Origin of the sequence: Streptomyces sp. NRRL S-1022 (assembly GCF_000720135.1) — a bacterium.
Lineage (GTDB): Bacteria > Actinomycetota > Actinomycetes > Streptomycetales > Streptomycetaceae > Streptomyces.
The window spans coordinates 100,227-119,079 of record NZ_JOIU01000020.1; the positions used below are offsets into that span (position 1 = coordinate 100,227).

Genomic DNA, 18,853 nt, shown 5'->3' on the forward strand with positions numbered 1-18,853 from the left:
GTCCGTCACGTTACGCGCCGGGGGGCGGCCAGGCTACGACCCCGCCGGGGGACGCGGTGCCGGGTCCGGTCAGGCGCGGGCGAGGACGAACCAGCGGGCCGGCAGGTCGATGCGGGTGCCGTCGGTGAGGTGCTCGGTCTGCGGGACGGCCGTCTCGCCGTCGGCGAGGACGGTGAGGCCGGCCCCGGTGAGCAGGCGCGGGATCTCGTCGTCGGCGGCGTCGGCGGGCTTGAGCCCGTGGTGGAAGACCCGCTGGAGCTTGGGGCCGGGGCCGCCCGGCTCGGACGCGGCGCGCCCGAGGACCTCGCGGGAGCCGGAGGTGAGCTCGACCACGAAGGCGCGTCCCTCGCTGCCGAGGAGTTCGGCGACGGCGGCGGCGACCGCGGGCCGTGCGGCCGGTTCGCTCTGGTGGATGACGGCGCGCATGTAGACGTGGACGTCGCCGAGCCGCTGGTGCAGGGCGCGTACGGCGTCGGTGTCGGTGAGGTCCAGTTGGTGGAACTCGACGGGGGCGCCGTTCGCGGCGCGGCGGGCGTGTTCGACGGCCGCGTGGGAGAGGTCGACGCCGACGGCGCGGGCGAATCGGGTGGCCAGGTAGCGGGTCTGGGTGCCGTTGCCGCAGCCGAGGTCCACGATCGTGCGGTCGGGGTCGGCGTGCGGCAGCAGCAGTTCGCTGTGCGGTGCGGCGCTCAGCGAGGGATCGGAGTCCCATATCGCCTCGCCTCTGGCGTCGGAGGTTTCGCTCCAGTAACTCTCCCACGCGCTGCGGTACTTGTCCGAGACGTTCATACGATCTCCCCACGGGTCGGTTCCGTGATCGGGATATCGCGTCGACCGGTCTGGGGGCAAGGGTCGGGCGGTGACCTTCACGAGTGGGAGATGGTCTGTTCGAACCAGACGGTCTTGCGGTGGCCGGTGGCGCTGGCGCCCCATTCCCGGGCGAGGCGGCTGACCACGCGCAGGCCGCGGCCGGACTCGTCGTGGGGTCCGGCGTTCAGCATGGCGGGCAGGGTGGGTTCGTCGTCGGTGACTTCGAACAGCAGGGCGTCGGTGCGGACGACCCGCAGTCCGACCCGGTCGCCCTCGGCGTGCCGGACGGCGTTGGTGACGACCTCGCTGACCAGGAGTTCGGCGGTGTCCACGGCGTGGGGCAGGCCCCAGTCGAGGAGCTGCCGGCGGACCAGGCGGCGGGCGCGGGCGACCTCGCGGGGGTCGGTGTCGAGCTGCCAGGCGGCGACGTGGTCGTCGGGGATGCCGTTGAGGCGGGCCATGAGCAGGGCGACGTCGTCCTTGCGGCCGCCGCGGGTGTTGAGGGCGCGGATGATGGTGTCGCAGGCGTCGTCCATGCTGGCCGCGGGGTGTGCGGCGGACTCGCAGAGCGCGGCGAGGCCCTCGCCGATGTCGGAGCCGCGTACCTCGACCAGGCCGTCGGTGCACAGCACCAGCCGGTCGCCGGGCCGGACCTTGACCCGGGCGGTCTCGAAGGGGACGCCGCCGACGCCCACGGGGGCGCCGGTGGGCAGGTCGAGGAGTTCGCTGCTGCCGTCCTCGGCGCGGACCAGTACGGGCGGGATGTGGCCGGCGTTGGCGAGGGTCAGTTCGCCGCGGATCGGGTCGTAGACGGCGTACAGGCAGGTGGCGAGGTAGGTGTCGCCGAGTCTGCGGGCCAGGTCGTCGAGGCTGCGCAGCAGTTGGGCGGGCGGGGTCTCCATGGTGGCCATGGTCTGTACGGCGGTGCGCAGCTGGCCCATCATGGCGGCCGAGTTGAGGCCGTGGCCCATGACGTCGCCGACGACGAGGGCGGTGCGGGAGCCGGACAGTTTGATGGTGTCGAACCAGTCGCCGCCGATCCGGCCGAGCCGGGTGCCGGGCAGGTAGCGGGTGGCGATGTCGCAGCCGGGCATCCGCGGGTCGACCTGCGGCAGCATGCTGTCCTGGAGGGTGTCGGCGACGTTCTCCTGGTAGGTGTACATGCGGGCGTTGTCGAGGACGAGGCCGGCGCGGGCGGCGAGTTCGGCGCCGGTGGTGCGGTCCATGTCGTCGAACTGCGGGCGGTCGGGGCGGCGCATCAGCACCATGAAGCCGAGGACGACGTTGCGTGCCTTGAGCGGGACGATGAGCAGGGACCGGCCGGTGATCAGCGGGCGCAGGTCGCGTTTCTCGAACTCGCCGGAGATGCGTTCGCTCAGTTCCTCGGTGACCCGGGGGACGAGGACCGGTTCGCCGGTGCTCATGCACTGGTAGAACGGGGTGTGCTCGGGGAAGGCGAAGGCTTCGCCGACGGGTACGGTGTCGTCCCAGCGGCCCGGTTCGTCGTTGTGCTCGACCCAGACGCGGAACATCACGGTGCTGGCGTCCGGCGGTCCGTCCGGGAAGCCCTCGCCGGCGAGTACGGCGGCTCGCAGGTGGGTGCCGGCGAAGTCGGCGAACCGGGGTACGGCGGCGCTGGTGACCTCGCGGATGGTCTCGCCGAGGTCCAGGGAGGTGCCGATGCCGGAGCTGACCTCGTTGAGGAACTCCAGGCGCTCGCGGACGGCGGCGTACTCCAGGTCCTGTTCGGCGCCGGCCGGGACCGCGAGCGGGGTCCGCGGCTGGGGTACGACGGCGCGGGCGCGGGTGCGGCCGGGGCGGCGGGGCACGCCCCAGTACGGGGTCACGGGCACCCGGTCGAACTGGCTGAACTCCAGGACGGGGTAGCCGAGTTCGAGGACCTGGGAGACGATGCGGGCGCTGATTCCGGGGCCCATGTTGGGCAGGATGTCGGGCAGCCGCCGTTCGAGTTCGTCGGAGGCGGGCAGTTCGGTGTGGCGGGCGAAGCCGGGTGAGATGCGTTCGGCGGTCTCGTCGTCGTAGCCGCGTTCGTCGCGCAGCCGGGAGGCGTCGGCGGCGAGGACGAGCAGCCGGGAGGGGCCGGGGCCGACCAGTGGGTAGGCCCACCACAGCACGTCGAGCCGGTCCTCGCCGCCGGGTGTCCGCTCGGGCGGGGTGAGGCGGGCGCGGCCGGCGGTGGCGTACCCGGTCTGCCCGCCGAGGGAGGTCTCCAGGTCGGGGCCGGGTCCGTCGTGGAGCGGGTGGGCGGCCGGTGGCGCGCTCTCGTCGGGGTCGTCGGGGAGGGCGCCGGAGACCGGCAGCAGGTCGGCCGCGGGCTGTCCGACGGCGTCCTCCCTGCGTACGCCGAACAGGCGCCGTGCGCCGCTGCTCCAGTGGGACACCGTCCCGGCGCGGTCGACGACGACCACGGCCAGCGGGATCCGGCCCGCGGTGATGTCGTCGGCGCCGTGCCCGGGAGTCGTGTCCCGCTCGCTGCCACGGTCCATGGCCCAGGCCCTCTCTCCCCACGGCTGTCCGCAAACGATCTGTGCCGCCCGCCACTACGGTACGGGGACGGCCGGTCGCGATGTGTGCCAATCCTGGAATTGGTCTCACCGGTTCGCTCCGGCGCGCCGGAAGGCGCCCCGGCTCAGTCCTCGTGCCCGAGCTGGAGGTCTCGTTCGGTACGGCCACCGCCCGCGACCTGCAGCACTGTGGCGACCGGCGGGTAACCTGCGGCGATGACGGTGTACTCGCCGGAGGAGAGGTCGACGAACCGGAACGTTCCGTCGGATCCGGTGGTGAGGGTGTCGACGACGTTGCCGGCGGCGTCGAGCAGGGTCACCCGGGCGTCCTCCACGGGCCGTCCGCCGCCGGCCCGGACGGTGCCCTTCAGGACGGCGCCGCCGGCGAGTTCGATGTCCTGCCGGGTCTCCCGGGAGGCCTGCACGGTGACCGGGAGCGCGGCGGGCCGGAAGGCGGGGGCGCTGCCGGCGAGGGTGTACTCGCCGGCGACCAGTTCGGTGATGACGTAGCCGCCCTCGCGTCCGCTGCGGGTGGTGGCGACGACCTCGCCGTGGACGTTGGTGAGGGTGACGGTGGCGTCGCGGACGGGGGTGCCGTCGGCGGTGCGGACGCTGCCGGCGAGGCGGCCGGCGCCGCCGAGGACGACGTCGAGTTCGACGGGGCGTTCGCCGACGGTGACGGAGACGGCCTGCGGCTGGTGTCCGCCGGCGGCGGCGATGAGCACGTACGCCCCGGAGCCGGGCGTGCCGAGCGCGTACCGTCCGTCCTCGCCGCTGGCGCCCCGTCCGATCTGCTGCCCGGCGACGTCGATGAGGGTGAGGGCGGCGCGGGGTACGACGGTGCCGTCGGGGTGCTGCACCGTGCCGCAGACGGGGATCCCGGCGGCGTGCGGGGTCCGGGCCTGGGGGATCGGGGCGGTCATGGTCTGCGGCTCCGTTTCGGCGGTGTGGTGGGACACCAGGGGTTTCTCCTTGAGGAAGCAGGCGACGAGCAGGCCGAGGACGAGCACCGGGACGAGGTAGAGGAAGATCCGGGGCATCGCGTCGGCGTAGGCGCGGATGTAGGCGTCGCGCAGGGCCGGGGGCAGTGCGTGGACGAGCTGCGGGGTGAGCGAGTCGGCGTCGGGCAGGCCGCGGCCCGTGTGCGGGGGCAGTTCCTTGCGCAGCGAGGAGGTGAGCCGGCCGGCGAAGAGGGTGCCGAAGACGGCGGCGCCGACGCTGCCGCCGATCTGCCGGAAGTAGTTGTTGGCGCTGGTGGCGCTGCCGAGGTCGGCGGGGCGCACGGAGTTCTGCACGGCGAGCACGAGGACGGGCATGACCAGGCCGATGCCGGTGCCGAGGACGGCCATCCAGATGCTGTAGTGCAGCCGGGGTGTGCCGGTCTGGAGCCGGGACAGCAGCCACATGCCGGCGGCGGCGACCGCGCTGCCGAGCACGGGGTAGATCCTGTAGCGGCCGGTGTGGCTGATGAGCTGGCCGCCGATGACGGAGGCGCCGACGATCCCGGCCATCATGGGCAGCATCAGCAGCCCGGACTCGGTGGCGCTGGCCCCGTCGGCCATCTGCAGGAAGGTCGGCAGGTAGCTGGCGGCGCCGAACAGGGCGACGCCGATGACCAGGCCGACCAGGCCGCTGACGGTGAAGACGGAGTCGCGGAACAGCCGGAGCGGGATGAGGGGTTCGGCGGCGCGGTGTTCGGCGACGAGGAAGAGGACGCCGGCGGCGAGGGCGCCGGCGCCGAGGCCGAGGATCTGCCGGGAGTCCCAGGCGTATGCGGTGCCGCCCCAGCTGGTGAGCAGGACGAGGCAGGTGGAGGCGGTGGCGAGCAGGAGGGTGCCGAGGATGTCGAGCCGGGCGCGCACGCGGGGTCTGGGCAGGCGCAGGACGGTGGTGACGACGGCGAGGGTGACCAGGCCGAAGGGGACGTTGACGTAGAAGCACCAGCGCCAGGAGAGGTGGTCGGTGAAGTAGCCGCCGAGCAGGGGTCCGGCGACGGAGGCGAGGCCGAAGACGGCGCCGATGAGGCCCATGTAGCGGCCGCGCTGCCGGGGCGGCACGATGTCGGCGATGATCGCCTGGACGCCGATCATGAGTCCGCCGGCGCCGGTGCCCTGGACCGCGCGGAAGGCGATGAGCTGGTCCATGGTCCCGGCGCGGCCGGCGAGGGCGGAGCCGAGGACGAAGACGGCGATGGCGAACTGGAAGACGCCCTTGCGGCCGAGGAGGTCGCCGAGTTTGCCGTAGACCGGCAGGCCGACGGTGGAGGTGAGCAGGTAGGCGGTGATCGCCCAGGACATCCGGTCCAGGCCGTGGAGCTCGCCGACGATCTTGGGCAGGGCGGTGGCGACGATCATCTGGTCGAGGGCGGCCAGCAGCAGGGCCAGCATCAGAGCGGTGAAGACCAGGCGGACCCGGCGGGGGCTCGGTTCGGCGGGCCGGGCGGGCGCCGGGGCGGGGAGGCCGGGCGGCGCGGTGACCGTTTCCGTCCGCTCCAGAGTGATCCCGCTCATGTAGCGCTCCCCTCGTCACACTTGCCGCAGAAGTTGCCGCGCGATGCGACAACTCCGGGCAAGTGCGACGAGTTACGGCGCCGACCCGGTCGAGATGTGATTCCACTCGAACCGGTGAAGGGGCCAATGCCCCTTCGGTTTCGGGGACTTACTTCTCGACCTCGGCGGCGAGGTTGGCGAGCAGGGCGTCGTAGATCCGGCCGAGGCCCTTGGGCGCGAAGGTCTTCTCGAAGAAGCCGCCGATGCCGCCGGCGCCCTGCCAGGTGGTGGTGACGACGACGCGGGAGCTTCCCTCGCCGGCGGGGGTGACGCGCCAGGTGGTGACCATGGAGGAGTTGCGGTCCTTCTCGACCAGCTCGCCGTCGGTGGGCTCGGTGACCTCCAGCAGGCAGTCGCGCACCCGCTTGCTGGTGGCCTGGAGCTTCCAGTGGACGAGGGTGCCCTCGCCGTCGCCGCCCTCGCGCACCTCGTACTCGCTGAAGTGCTCGGGCAGCAGCCTCTGCCGGGTGCCGCGGTAGTCGGCGAGGGCGTCGAACACCTTCTCCGCGTCCGCCGCGACGACCCGCTCCGTAGTGGCCTCGACCTGCGCCATTGCGTTCCTCCACGACCTGGTTCCTCGGGGTTGGGGGCAAGCCAACCACCCCGGCGCCCGGCCGCCCAAATCGGGGTTCGCACGATCATGGGAACAGATGTTCTAATCTGGTGACGGGCACGAGCGAGGAGGCGTCCATGCGCTGGGAGAACCTCACGGACGACGGTGAGCACGGCCGGGCCGCCGACGCGGCCCTGTTCGGCGCGGACGCCGTGATCACGCGGACGTTCGACACGCCCGAGTTCCGCGGGATCACCTTCCACGAGGTGCGGGCGCGCTCGGTGCTCAACCGGGTGCCGGGTGCCTCGCGCATGCCGTTCGAGTGGACGGTGAATCCCTACCGTGGCTGCTCGCACGCGTGCGTGTACTGCTTCGCCCGCAAGACGCACAGCTACCTGGACCTGGACACGGGCATCGGCTTCGACACCCAGATCGTGGTCAAGGTCAACGCCCCCGAGGTGCTGGGCCGCCAGCTGGCCTCCCCCCGCTGGCAGGGCGACCACGTGGCGATGGGCACGAACGTCGACTGCTACCAGCGCGCGGAGGGCCGCTACCGGCTGATGCCGGGCATCATCTCCGCGCTCACCGACCACGCGAACCCGTTCTCGATCCTCACCAAGGGCACCCTGATCCTGCGCGACCTGGACCTCCTGGTCCGGGCGGCCGGGGTGACGGACGTCGGCGTCTCGGTCTCCGTCGGCTTCCTCGACGGCGAGCTGTGGCGCACGGTGGAGCCGGGCACGCCCGCGCCCGAGCGCCGGCTGGACGTCGTGCGCACCTTCACGGAGCACGGGATCGGCTGCGGGGTGCTGATGGCACCGGTGATCCCGTTCCTGGGCGACCACCCGGCCCAACTGCGGGCGACGGTACGGGCGATCGCGGCGGCCGGGGCGACCTCGGTCACCCCGCTGACGCTGCACCTGCGCCCGGGCGCCCGGGAATGGTTCATGGCCTGGCTCGGGCAGCACCACCCGCACCTGGTGCGGCGCTACGAGCGGCTGTACGCGGAGGGCGCCTACGCGCCCAGGTGGTACCAGCGCCGGATCACCCGTCAGGTGCACGAGCTGGCCGAGGAGTACGGCATCGGGCCCACGCGCGCGGGAACGGCCCGCCGGATCCGCCCGGCGCGGCCGGAGCAGAGCCCGGCCGATCCGGAGCCGGTCCAGCTCAGCCTCATGTGAGCCCGTCCGGAGCGTTAGGGGGCATCCCACGGCCCAATTGGGTCAACTATCGCCCCGACGCGTTCCACCGGGGTCCGATACCGGGACGATCCGGCGAGAACCGTGAGCCTCGCGGTTCGCCGTACCCCTCCGTCCCGGGAGGACCCGAATGAGAACACGCGCGGCCCTGCTGTGCGCGGCCGCGGCCGCCGCCGTCCTGGCGGCCCCGGTCACCGCCGTTCCCGCGCAGGCCGCCCGGCCGGCCGGGCTCGGCTGGACGAAGTGCGGTACCAGCGCCTACCCCCGGCTCCAGTGCGCCTCGCTGAAGGTGCCGCTGGACCACGCCAGACCGGCGGGCCGGCAGATCACGCTCGCGCTGTCCCGCGTCCCGCACACCGCCCGCGTCTCCGAGGGCCCGCTGCTGGTGAACCCCGGGGGCCCGGGCGGCAGCGGCCTGACCCTCGCCGGTTTCGTCGCCTCGGCGCTGCCGAAGAGCGTCGCCGCCCGGTACGACGTCATCGGCTTCGACCCGCGCGGGGTCGGCCGGAGCCGGCCGGCCCTGGACTGCGCGCCCGGCCACTTCACCCCGGTGCGCCCCGACTCGGTGCCGGTCACGCCCGCGCTGGAGCGGGCCAACCTCGACCGCGCGCGGGGCTTCGCCGCGGCCTGCGGCCGCAGGTACGCCGACCTCCTGCCGTATCTGGACACGGTCAGCGCCGCCCGGGACCTGGACGCCGTCCGCCGGGCCCTGGGCGCACCGCGGATCAGCTACTTCGGCTACTCCTACGGCACCTACCTGGGCGCGGTCTACGCGAAGCTGTTCCCGCAGCGCGTGCACCGCCTGGTGCTGGACTCGATCGTCGACCCGGCCGGCATCTGGTACCGGGACAACCTGGGCCAGGACTACGCCTTCGACGACCGCCACCGCGCGCTGATGGCCTGGATCGCCCGGTACGACACGACGTACGGGCTCGGCCGGGACCCCGGCGGGATCGAGGCCCGCTGGTACGCGATGCGGGCGGCGCTGGCGAAGGAGCCGGCCGGGGGCCGGGTCGGCGCCGCCGAGCTGGAGGACACCTTCGTGTCCGGTGCCTACTTCGACGGCTACTGGCCGTACCTGGCGGAGGCGTTCGCGGCCTACGTCCTGCGCGGGGACACCGGGCCGCTGGTGAAGGCGTACCGGGACATCGCCGCCGTGGACGCCGCCGGCGACAACGGCTACAGCGTCTACACGGCGGTGCAGTGCCGGGACGCGGCCTGGCCGCGCGACTGGAACCGGTGGCGTGCGGACGGCTGGGCCGTGTACGCGAAGGCGCCCCTGCTGGCCTGGAACAACGCCTGGTACAACGCGCCCTGCGCGTTCTGGCCGGCCGGACCGCGCCGGCCGGTGGACATCGCCAACGGGGCGCTGCCGCCGGCGCTGCTGTTCCAGGCGACCGGCGACGCGGCGACCCCGTACGCCGGCGGTGTCGCGGTCCACCGGCTGCTGGCCCGCTCCGGCCTGGTGGCCGAGGAGGGCGGCGGCAACCACGGTGTCACGCTGAGCGGCAACGCGTGCCTGGACGGGTACCTGGCCGCCTACCTGGACCGCGGTACGGTGCCGCGGGGCGCCGGGCCGGCCGACGCGGTCTGCGCCAGGTCCCCCGAGCCGAAGCCCCTGAAGGGCGAGCCGGCGCCGGCGGCGTCCCGCGGCTCGGCCCTGCACGGCCTGCTGGGCTTCCGCCACTAGCACCCCGGCGGGCCGGGCCCGAGCCGCCGCCCCGGGCAACCGCCCGGCCCGCCGGGGGCGTTGCCGGCGGCATGGTCCACCATGAACGCATGAGCGAACCGACCCGCATCCCCGCGCCCGCCGGAGTCTTCCCCGCCGCCCAGTACACCCATGTGGTGGCCGCGACCGGCCGTCTCGTCGCGGTCTCCGGGCAGCTGCCGCTGGACGAGGACGGCGAGCTGGTCGGGGCGGGCGATCCGGCGGCCCAGGCCCGGCAGGTGTTCGCGAACCTGCGGCGCTGCCTGGCCGCCGCGGGCGCCGGCTTCCAGGACGTGGTGAAGCTGACGTACTTCGTCACGGACATGGCCCACATGCCGGCCGTCCGCGCGGCCCGCGCCGCCCACATACCCGAGGACCGCCTGCCCGCCTCGACCGCGGTGCAGGTAGCCGCCCTGGTGGCGCCGGAGTTCCTGCTGGAGGTCGAGGCGCTGGCGGTGGTGGCCGCGTGAGGTCCCCGGCGGTCCGGGAGATGACCCTCGCCGACTGCGAGCGTGTCTCCGGGATCCGGATCCGCGGCTGGCGGCACGCCTACCGGGGGCTCGTGCCCCAGGCCTGTCTCGACGGGCTGAGCGTCACCGCGGACGCCGAGCGGCGGCGGGCGGGCTTCGGGCAGCGCCCCGACGTGGTGAACCTGGTCGCCGAGCGGGACGGCACGGTGCTCGGCTGGGCGGCGTACGGGCCGTACCGGGACGGCGAGCGGCACACCGGGGACGCCGAGCTGTACGCGCTCTACGTCGACCCGGCGCACCTCGGCGGCGGCATCGGGCGGACGCTGCTCACCGCGTCGCTCGACCGGTGTGCGGCCCGGCCGCGCATGCTGCTGTGGGTCCTCAAGGGCAACGCCCCGGCCCGGCGTTTCTACGAGCGCGCCGGGTTCCGGCCCGACGGCGCCGAGGAACCCTTCGAGGCGGCCGGCGTGTCCGTGCCCGAGGTGCGGTACGTGCGCACGCTCGCGGGCTGACCGGGTGTCACCTGGGCTGCTCCTGCGGGAGCCGCGCCAGCGCGTGCACCGCCGCTTCGGCGAGCGCGGGGTGCGCGAGGGCCTCGTTCAGGACGCGCCGGGCGCGGGGGTCGCCGAGGGCGCCCAGGCCCTCCACACAGGCGAGGGCCACCCGCCGGTAGGGGTCGTGCGGGCGCAGTCGCCGCTCCAGGGTGGTGATCAGCGCGGGCACGGACTCGGGGGCGCGCAGGGCGGCCAGGAGCCGTACCGGGTGCAGGGCGTAGGCCACGCGGAGTTCGTTGGTGGCGAGGGCGGCGGCGGCACGGGCGGTGCGCGGGTCGCCGAGCCGGGCGAGGGCGTGCGCGGCGGAGGCGCAGCGGGGCGGGTCGCGGTGGTTGAGCAGCAGCACCAGGGCCTCGAAGGCGCGCCGGTCGCCGGCGCTGCCGAGGCGGAACGCGGCCAGCTCGCGGGCCCACAGCGGCTGGCCGGGCGCGGTGAGCACCTCCGCCAGGGTGTCCGGGTCCCCGGTGGCCAGCAGGCTGTCGAAGGCGGCCGAGCCGCCGGACTCCTGCCGTAAGCGTTCCGTGAGCGATCGCGACTCTGCGTCCACGAGGTCCAGCGTAGGCGGGTGACGGCCGGTGCGGGAGGTACATCACAAAGTCGGTTTCCGCCCGGGGACTGGCGCGCTCGTTACCCGCCGGTTAAGCTCATTCGAGCGAGTAACCCTCTCGCATCTTCCGCTGGCGACGGTTTGGTGACGCAGCCGCCGTGAGCGTGTCTGTCGGTTCGGTGCACCGTGTGCACCGCAGTACGACCCGGCTTCGGGACAGAGCCGGTCGGACGTTCCGCCACTGCCGGGCGTGTGCACGCCCGCGGCACCGGCGGCCCCGGGCGTGTGCGCTCGCAGCCCGGCAACACCCGCACTCTCTCGCACCGCGGTGCGCCCTCGGGCGCACCCGGCGCGCTCCTCGTCGTCACCCTCATTCCTGGAGTCCCGCGATGGCCACTCCCCTGTCCCCCCAGTCCGGCACCTCCCTGTCCCCGCTCAGGACGATCGCCGTCGTCGGCCTCGGCACCATGGGCACCGGTATCACCGAGGTCCTCGCGCGAGCCGGCCGCGAGGTGATCGGCATCGACATCAGCGAGGCCCAGGCCGCGAAGGCGCTCGCCGCCGTGGAGGCCGCCACCGCCCGTGCCGTGGAGCGCGGCCGGCTCACCGGGGAGGAGCGCGCCGGGGCACTGGCCCGGGTGCGCACCACCACCGACCTCGCCGCGGCGGCCGACGCCGACCTCGTCATCGAGGTGGCCCCGGAGTCGTACGAGATCAAGCAGCAGATCTTCCGCGAGCTGGACGGTGTCGTGCGCCCGGAGACGATCCTGGCGACCGGCACCAACGCGCTGTCCGTGACCCGGCTGGCCGCCGGCTCGGCCCGTCCCGAGCGCGTGCTCGGCCTGCACTTCTTCAACCCCGCGCCGGCCATGAAGCTGGTCGAGGTGGTCTCCTCGGTGCTGACCGCGCCGCAGGCCGTCGCCGCGGTCACCGATCTCGCGATCGAGCTGGGCAAGGAGCCGGTCGCGGTCGGCGACCGCCCCGGTTTCGTCGCCGACGGGCTGCTGTTCGGCTACCTCAACCAGGCCGCCGCGATGTACGAGGCCCGGTACGCCTCCCGTGAGGACATCGACGCCGCCATGCGGCTCGGCTGCGGTCTGCCGATGGGGCCGCTGGCCCTGCTGGACCTGATCGGCATCGACACCGCGCGGACGGTCCTGGAGGCCATGTACGCCGAGTCCCGGGACCGGCTGCACGCGCCGGCCCCGATCCTCAGGCAGCTCAGCGAGGCGGGCCTGACCGGCCGCAAGTCCGGGCGCGGCTTCTACACGTACGAGGCCCCGGGCAGCGGCACGGTGGTGCCGGACGCGCTGACCCCGGCGGCGGACGGCTCGCTCGGCGCGGGCCGCGAGGTCGGCTCGGTCGGTGTCGCCGGTTCCGGCACCATGGCCTCCGGTATCGCCGAGGTGTTCGCCAAGGCCGGCTACCGGGTGGTGCTGGCCGCCCGCAGCGAGGAGAAGGCGCAGACGGCCAGGGCCCGGATCGGCAAGTCCCTGGCCCGGTCCGTGGACAAGGGCCGGCTGACCGCCGAGGCGGCCGCGGAGATCCTGGAGCGGATCGTCCCGGCGGGCTCCTACGAGGCCTTCGGCGAGGTGGACCTCGCCGTGGAGGCGGTCGCGGAGGACCTGGAGGTCAAGCGGCAGCTGTTCGCCACGCTGGACAAGGTGTGCAAGCCCGGCGCGGTGCTGGCCACCACCACCTCGTCGCTGCCCGTCGTCGCCTGCGCCCGCGCCACCTCGCGCCCGCAGGACGTGATCGGCATGCACTTCTTCAACCCGGCGCCGGCGATGAAGCTGGTCGAGGTGGTCCGCACCGTGCTGACCGCCGACGACGTGCACGCCACCGTGCGCGAGGTCTGCGGCCGGATCCGCAAGCACGCGGTGGACTGCGGCGACCGGGCCGGTTTCATCGTGAACGCGCTGCTGTTCCCGTACCTGAACAACGCCGTCAAGATGGTGGAGGAGCACTACGCGTCCCTGGACGAGATCGACGCGGCGATGAGGCTGGGCGGCGGCTACCCGATGGGCCCGTTCGAGCTGCTGGACGTGGTCGGTCTGGACGTGTCGCTGGCCATCGAGAAGGTGCTGCACCGCGAGTTCCGCGACCCGGGCCTGGCGCCGGCGCCGCTGCTGGAGCACCTGGTGGCCGCCGGCTGCCTCGGCCGCAAGACCGGGCGCGGCTTCCGTGAGTATGCCCGCCGCTGACGGCGCCGGCGACTGGTTCCGGACGGAGACGGACTGGGGCGGGCTGCTCGACCCGGGTGCCCCTCCCCCGCCCGCCCGGGCCGCCCCTTCCCCGCCCCGCGCGGGCGGGGAAGTGCCCGGACCTGCGCGGGGAGCTGCGCGGATGCAGTACGTTCGGGTCATGTCCCAGCCCGCCAAGTCCTCCCGTACACCAGCTACGCCCGACGCGCCGGAAAGTGCCGCAGGCAGCCGCGCGGCCGCCCAGCGGCTCAAGATGCGCCGAGAACTGGCGGCAGCAGCCATGGAGCTGTTCGCGACCAAGGGGTACGAGGGCACCACCGTCGACGAGATCGCCGCCGCCGCCGGGGTCGCCCGGCGCACCTTCTTCCGCCACTTCCGCTCCAAGGAAGAGGCGATCTTCCCGGACCACGACGACACGCTGATCCGCGCGGAGGCGGTCCTCAACGCCGCCCCGGCGCACGAGCATCCGCTCGACACCGTGTGCCGCGGCATCAAGGAAGTCATGAAGATGTACGCGGCGCGGCCGGAGATCTCGGTCGCCCGCTACAAGCTCACGCGCGAGGTCCCCACCCTGCGGGAGGCGGAGATCGCCTCCGTGGCGCGTTACGAGCGCCTGTTCACCCGCTATCTGCTCGGTCACTTCGACGAGCACGCGCACGCCGACGACGCCAACGACGACCCGCTGCTGGCCGAGGTGGCCGCCTCGGCCGTGGTCACCGCCCACAACCACGTGCTGCGGCGCTGGCTGCGGGCGGGCGGCCAGGGGGACGTGGAGGCCCAGCTGGACCACGCCTTCGCGATCGTGCGCAAGACGTTCGGCACCGGCATCGGGGCCGGCCGCGAGAGCGCTCCGCGCACCCCGCCGGCCACCGCCGCCGCCCACGGGGAGGTCCTGGTGACGGTGGCCAGGACGGACGCGCCGCTGGACGAGGTGATGCGCACCATCGAGCAGGCGCTGAAAGCACGGTCCTGACGGATCGGAGCGGGAGAAACGGGCTGGGGGTGGCACTGGGTGCCGCCCCCAGCCCGTTTCCTTTGCCCCGACCCTGATCGATCATCGCTCATTTGTTGCGTAAAGATTTCATCTGAGAGCAAGTTCTGGCACTCAGTGCCTTGCGGCCTGACACGCGGTGTCATACGTTGAAGATGTCCGGGCGGCCGGCGGGCAGAGACCTTTCGTTCGCCGGCTGTCCCCGCAAGCCGATGGCCTTGCGCGCCCGGACGCCTGCGTCACAGGCAACCTCCCGCGCCACAAAGCGCTGCCGAAGCACCACCGAGCCGAACCGACGGCACACCCCTCGAAAAACCCTCAGCAGCACTCAGCACAGCACCGACGATCCCCCAGGCGCCCCTCCCTCAGGGCGCTCACCGCCGGAGGCAACACCGTGACCGTGAAGGACATCCTGGACGCGATCCAGTCGAAGGACGCCACGTCCGCCGACTTCGCCGCCCTGCCCCTCCCCGAGTCGTACCGCGCGATCACCGTGCACAAGGACGAGACGGAGATGTTCGCGGGCCTGACGACCCGCGACAAGGACCCCCGCAAGTCGATCCACCTCGACGAGGTCCCCCTGCCCGAACTCGGTCCGGGCGAAGCCCTGGTGGCCGTCATGGCCTCCTCGGTCAACTACAACTCGGTGTGGACCTCGATCTTCGAGCCGCTGTCCACCTTCGGGTTCCTGGAGCGCTACGGCCGCACCAGCGAGCTGGCCAAGCGGCACGACCTGCCGTACCACATCATCGGCTCCGACCTCGCGGGCGTGGTCCTGCGCACCGGCCCCGGCGTCAACGCCTGGAAGCCCGGTGACGAGGTCGTCGCGCACTGCCTGTCGGTCGAGCTGGAGTCCTCCGACGGCCACAACGACACGATGCTCGACCCCGAGCAGCGCATCTGGGGCTTCGAGACGAACTTCGGCGGCCTCGCCGAGATCGCCCTGGTCAAGTCCAACCAGCTGATGCCGAAGCCGGACCACCTCAGCTGGGAGGAGGCCGCGGCCCCGGGCCTGGTCAACTCCACCGCCTACCGGCAGCTGGTCTCCCGCAACGGCGCCGGCATGAAGCAGGGCGACAACGTCCTCATCTGGGGCGCGAGCGGCGGCCTCGGCTCGTACGCCACCCAGTTCGCCCTCGCCGGCGGCGCCAACCCGGTCTGTGTCGTCTCCTCCCCGGAGAAGGCCGAGATCTGCCGGAAGATGGGCGCCGAGGCGATCATCGACCGCAACGCCGAGGGCTACCGGTTCTGGAAGGACGAGCACACCCAGGACCCCAAGGAGTGGAAGCGCTTCGGCAAGCGCATCCGCGAACTCACCGGCGGCGAGGACATCGACATCGTCTTCGAGCACCCCGGCCGCGAGACCTTCGGCGCCTCGGTCTTCGTCACCCGCAAGGGCGGCACCATCACCACCTGCGCCTCGACCTCGGGCTACATGCACGAGTACGACAACCGCTACCTGTGGATGTCGCTGAAGCGCATCATCGGCTCGCACTTCGCGAACTACCGCGAGGCGTGGGAGGCCAACCGGCTCATCGCCAAGGGCAAGATCCACCCGACCCTGTCGAAGACGTACAGCCTGGAGGAGACCGGCCAGGCGGCCTACGACGTGCACCGCAACCTGCACCAGGGCAAGGTCGGCGTGCTGTGCCTCGCGCCCGAGGAGGGCCTCGGCGTGCGCGACGAGGAGATGCGCGCCAAGCACATCGACGCCATCAACCGCTTCCGGAACGTCTGAGGGCCCGGAGAGTCACAGATGACAGAGCGTCAGAAGGACCGTCCGTGGCTCATGCGGACGTACGCCGGCCACTCCACGGCCGAGGCGTCCAACGAGCTGTACCGGCGCAATCTCGCCAAGGGCCAGACCGGTCTGTCGGTGGCGTTCGACCTGCCGACGCAGACCGGCTACGACCCCGACCACATCCTCGCGCGCGGCGAGGTCGGCCGGGTGGGCGTGCCCGTCGCGCACCTCGGTGACATGCGCCGGCTGTTCCAGGACATCCCCCTGGAGCAGATGAACACCTCGATGACGATCAACGCCACCGCCATGTGGCTGCTGGCGCTCTACCAGGTCGTCGCCGAGGAGCAGGGCGCGGACATCACCAAGCTCCAGGGCACGACCCAGAACGACATCGTCAAGGAGTACCTCTCCCGGGGCACCCACGTGTTCCCGCCGGGGCCCTCGCTCCGGCTGACGACGGACATGATCGCGTACACGGTCTCCCACATCCCGAAGTGGAACCCGATCAACATCTGCAGCTACCACCTGCAGGAGGCCGGGGCCACGCCGGTGCAGGAGATCGCGTACGCGATGTCCACCGCGATCGCCGTGCTCGACGCCGTGCGCGACTCCGGCCAGGTGCCGCAGGAGCGCATGGGTGACGTGGTCGCCCGCATCTCCTTCTTCGTGAACGCGGGAGTCCGCTTCGTCGAGGAGATGTGCAAGATGCGGGCGTTCGGCCGCATCTGGGACAAGGTCACCCGCGAGCGGTACGGCATCGAGGACGCCAAGCAGCGCCGGTTCCGCTACGGCGTCCAGGTCAACTCGCTCGGGCTGACCGAGGCGCAGCCGGAGAACAACGTCCAGCGGATCGTGCTGGAGATGCTGGCCGTGACCCTGTCCAAGGACGCCCGCGCGCGTGCCGTGCAGCTGCCCGCCTGGAACGAGGCCCTCGGTCTGCCCCGCCCCTGGGACCAGCAGTGGAGCCTGCGCATCCAGCAGGTGCTGGCCTACGAGAGCGACCTGCTGGAGTACGAGGACATCTTCGAGGGCTCGAAGGTGGTCGAGGAGAAGGTCGGCCGGCTGGTCGAGGAGGTCCTCGCCGAGATCGACCGCATCCAGGAGATGGGCGGCGCGCTGGCCGCCGTGGAGTCCGGCTACCTGAAGTCCCAGCTGGTCGCCTCGCACGCCGAGCGCCGCGCCCGGATCGAGTCCGGCGAGGAGAAGATCGTCGGCGTCAACATCTTCGAGGGCACCGAGCCGAACCCGCTCACGGCCGATCTGGACACCGCGATCCAGACGGTGGACCCGGAGGTCGAGACCCGGGTCGTGGAGGCGCTCGCCAAGTGGCGCGACACCCGCTACCAGCCCCCGTTCAACCACCCGCGGCCCTGCAAGGCGCTGGAGCGGCTGAAGGAGGCCGCCAAGGGCACCGGGAACCTGATGGAGGCCACGCTGGAGTGCGCCCGCGCCGGGGTCACCACCGGCGAGTGGGCGGGCGCCCTGCGCGAGGTGTTCGGCGAGTACCGGGCGCCCACCGGGGTCTCGTCCGCGCCGGTGGCCGTGCCCGCCGAGCAGGGCTCCGCGATGGCCGGGGTCCGCGGCAAGGTGGACGCCACCGCCCGCGACCTGGGCGTCGGCAAGCTGCGCTTCCTGGTCGGCAAGCCGGGCCTGGACGGGCACTCCAACGGCGCCGAGCAGATAGCGGTCCGTGCGCGGGACGCCGGCTTCGAGGTCGTGTACCAGGGCATCCGGCTCACCCCGGAGCAGATCGTGGACGCGGCCCTGGCCGAGGACGTGCACGCCGTCGGCCTGTCGATCCTGTCCGGCTCGCACGCCCAGCTGGTCCCGGACGTGCTCCAGCGGCTGCGTGTGGCCGGTGCCACAGATATACCGGTGATCGCAGGTGGCATCATCCCGAACGGTGACGCCGAACAGCTCAAGGCCGCCGGAGTGGCCGCGGTGTTCACCCCGAAGGACTTCGACATCACCGGGATCATCGGCCGCATCGTCGACGAGATCCGGAAAGCGAACAAGCTCGACCCCCTGGAGGTCCCCGCATGACGACCGTCAACCGCCTTCGCCCGCGGCGCTCCTGCCTGGCCGTGCCGGGCAGCAACCCGCGCTTCCTGGAGAAGGCGCAGGGCCTCCCGGCGGACCAGGTCTTCCTCGACCTGGAGGACGCGTGCGCGCCGCTCGCCAAGCCCGAGGCGCGGCACACCATCGTCAAGTTCCTCAACGAGGGCGACTGGACGGGCAAGACGCGGGTCGTGCGCGTCAACGACTGGACGACCGAGTGGACGTACCGCGACGTCGTGACGGTCGTCGAGGGCGCCGGACAGAACCTCGACTGCATCATGCTGCCGAAGGTGCAGAGCGCCGAGCAGGTCGTCGCGCTGGACCTGCTGCTGACGCAGATCGAGAAGACCATGGGCTTCGAGGTCGGCAGGATCGGCATCGAGGCGCAGATCGAGAACGCGCAGGGCCTGAACAACGTCAACGCCATCGCGCAGGCCTCCCCGCGCCTGGAGACGATCATCTTCGGCCCGGCCGACTTCATGGCCTCCATCAACATGAAGTCCCTCGTCGTGGGCGAGCAGCCGCCCGGCTACCCGGCGGACGCCTACCACTACATCCTGATGAAGATCCTGATGGCCGCCCGCGCCAACGACCTCCAGGCGATCGACGGCCCCTACCTGCAGATCCGCAACGTCGACGGCTACCGCGAGGTGGCGCAGCGGGCCGCCGCGCTCGGCTTCGACGGCAAGTGGGTGCTGCACCCGGGCCAGGTCGAGGCGTCCAACGAGATCTTCTCGCCCTCGCAGGAGGACTACGACCACGCCGAGCTGATCCTGGACGCGTACGACTACTACACGTCCGAGGCGGGCGGCAAGAAGGGCTCCGCGATGCTCGGCGACGAGATGATCGACGAGGCCAGCCGCAAGATGGCGCTGGTCATCGCCGGCAAGGGCCGGGCGGCGGGGATGACCCGTACGTCGGCGTTCGAGATCCCGGAGGCCTGA

14 protein-coding genes are annotated in these 18,853 nt (G+C 72.6%); 9 read left to right on the top strand and 5 right to left on the bottom strand.

All coding sequences use genetic code 11. From position 1 onward, the window contains the following. Positions 1-69: 69 nt before the first annotated feature. From IG05_RS0127820 to IG05_RS0127835, 4 genes are all read right to left on the bottom strand, one after another. Positions 70-789, bottom strand: a complete 720-nt coding sequence (locus IG05_RS0127820) for a class I SAM-dependent methyltransferase (protein WP_030346760.1) — start codon at positions 787-789, stop codon at positions 70-72. A gap of 77 nt (positions 790-866) precedes the next feature. Next, the gene (locus tag IG05_RS0127825; RefSeq protein ID WP_030346761.1) at positions 867-3,317 is read right to left on the bottom strand and encodes a SpoIIE family protein phosphatase; all 2,451 of its coding nucleotides are present in this window, start codon (positions 3,315-3,317) and stop codon (positions 867-869) included. A gap of 143 nt (positions 3,318-3,460) precedes the next feature. Beyond that, positions 3,461-5,845: an MFS transporter gene (locus IG05_RS0127830; RefSeq protein WP_030346762.1), complete on the bottom strand. Its 2,385-nt coding sequence runs from the start codon at positions 5,843-5,845 to the stop codon at positions 3,461-3,463. 148 nt (positions 5,846-5,993) lie between these two features. Continuing rightward, positions 5,994-6,437, bottom strand: a complete 444-nt coding sequence (locus tag IG05_RS0127835; protein WP_030346763.1) for an SRPBCC family protein — start codon at positions 6,435-6,437, stop codon at positions 5,994-5,996. 137 nt (positions 6,438-6,574) lie between these two features. On the opposite strand from IG05_RS0127835, the gene IG05_RS0127840 reads away from it, so the two are divergent. From IG05_RS0127840 to IG05_RS0127855, 4 genes are all read left to right on the top strand, one after another. After that, on the top strand, positions 6,575-7,618 hold the full coding sequence (locus IG05_RS0127840; protein WP_030346764.1) for an Rv2578c family radical SAM protein: 1,044 nt from the start codon (positions 6,575-6,577) through the stop codon (positions 7,616-7,618). Between the two features lie 148 nt (positions 7,619-7,766). Next, entirely contained in the window at positions 7,767-9,326 is a 1,560-nt protein-coding gene (locus tag IG05_RS0127845; protein ID WP_030346765.1) for an alpha/beta hydrolase, read from the top strand. An 89-nt stretch (positions 9,327-9,415) separates the two neighbouring features. Then, a complete protein-coding gene (locus IG05_RS0127850; protein ID WP_030346766.1) occupies positions 9,416-9,814 on the top strand; it encodes a RidA family protein in 399 nt (132 codons plus the stop codon). 20 nt (positions 9,815-9,834) lie between these two features. Next, the gene (locus tag IG05_RS0127855) at positions 9,835-10,326 is read left to right on the top strand and encodes a GNAT family N-acetyltransferase (RefSeq protein ID WP_199808395.1); all 492 of its coding nucleotides are present in this window, start codon (positions 9,835-9,837) and stop codon (positions 10,324-10,326) included. Between the two features lie 7 nt (positions 10,327-10,333). Here IG05_RS0127855 and IG05_RS0127860 read toward each other — a convergent pair whose 3' ends face one another. Then, on the bottom strand, positions 10,334-10,915 hold the full coding sequence (locus IG05_RS0127860; RefSeq protein WP_030346768.1) for an adenylosuccinate lyase: 582 nt from the start codon (positions 10,913-10,915) through the stop codon (positions 10,334-10,336). 389 nt (positions 10,916-11,304) lie between these two features. Here IG05_RS0127860 and IG05_RS0127865 point away from each other — a divergent pair, with 389 nt between their 5' ends. The 5 genes from IG05_RS0127865 (at position 11,305) to IG05_RS0127885 (ending at position 18,853) form a co-directional block, all read left to right on the top strand. Continuing rightward, entirely contained in the window at positions 11,305-13,119 is a 1,815-nt protein-coding gene (locus IG05_RS0127865) for a 3-hydroxyacyl-CoA dehydrogenase family protein (protein ID WP_030346769.1), read from the top strand. Between the two features lie 160 nt (positions 13,120-13,279). Continuing rightward, complete coding sequence (locus IG05_RS0127870) at positions 13,280-14,092, top strand: TetR family transcriptional regulator (RefSeq protein WP_030346770.1); 813 nt, start codon at positions 13,280-13,282, stop codon at positions 14,090-14,092. 418 nt (positions 14,093-14,510) lie between these two features. Then, entirely contained in the window at positions 14,511-15,848 is a 1,338-nt protein-coding gene (gene ccrA, locus IG05_RS0127875) for a crotonyl-CoA carboxylase/reductase (RefSeq protein ID WP_030346771.1), read from the top strand. Positions 15,849-15,866: 18 nt separating this feature from the next. Then, positions 15,867-17,894: a protein meaA gene (locus IG05_RS0127880; RefSeq protein WP_030346772.1), complete on the top strand. Its 2,028-nt coding sequence runs from the start codon at positions 15,867-15,869 to the stop codon at positions 17,892-17,894. Then, positions 17,891-18,853 (top strand): HpcH/HpaI aldolase/citrate lyase family protein, encoded by a 963-nt coding sequence (locus IG05_RS0127885; protein WP_030346773.1) that lies wholly within the window; start codon positions 17,891-17,893, stop codon positions 18,851-18,853. The genes IG05_RS0127880 and IG05_RS0127885 overlap by 4 nt, the downstream gene beginning before the upstream one ends.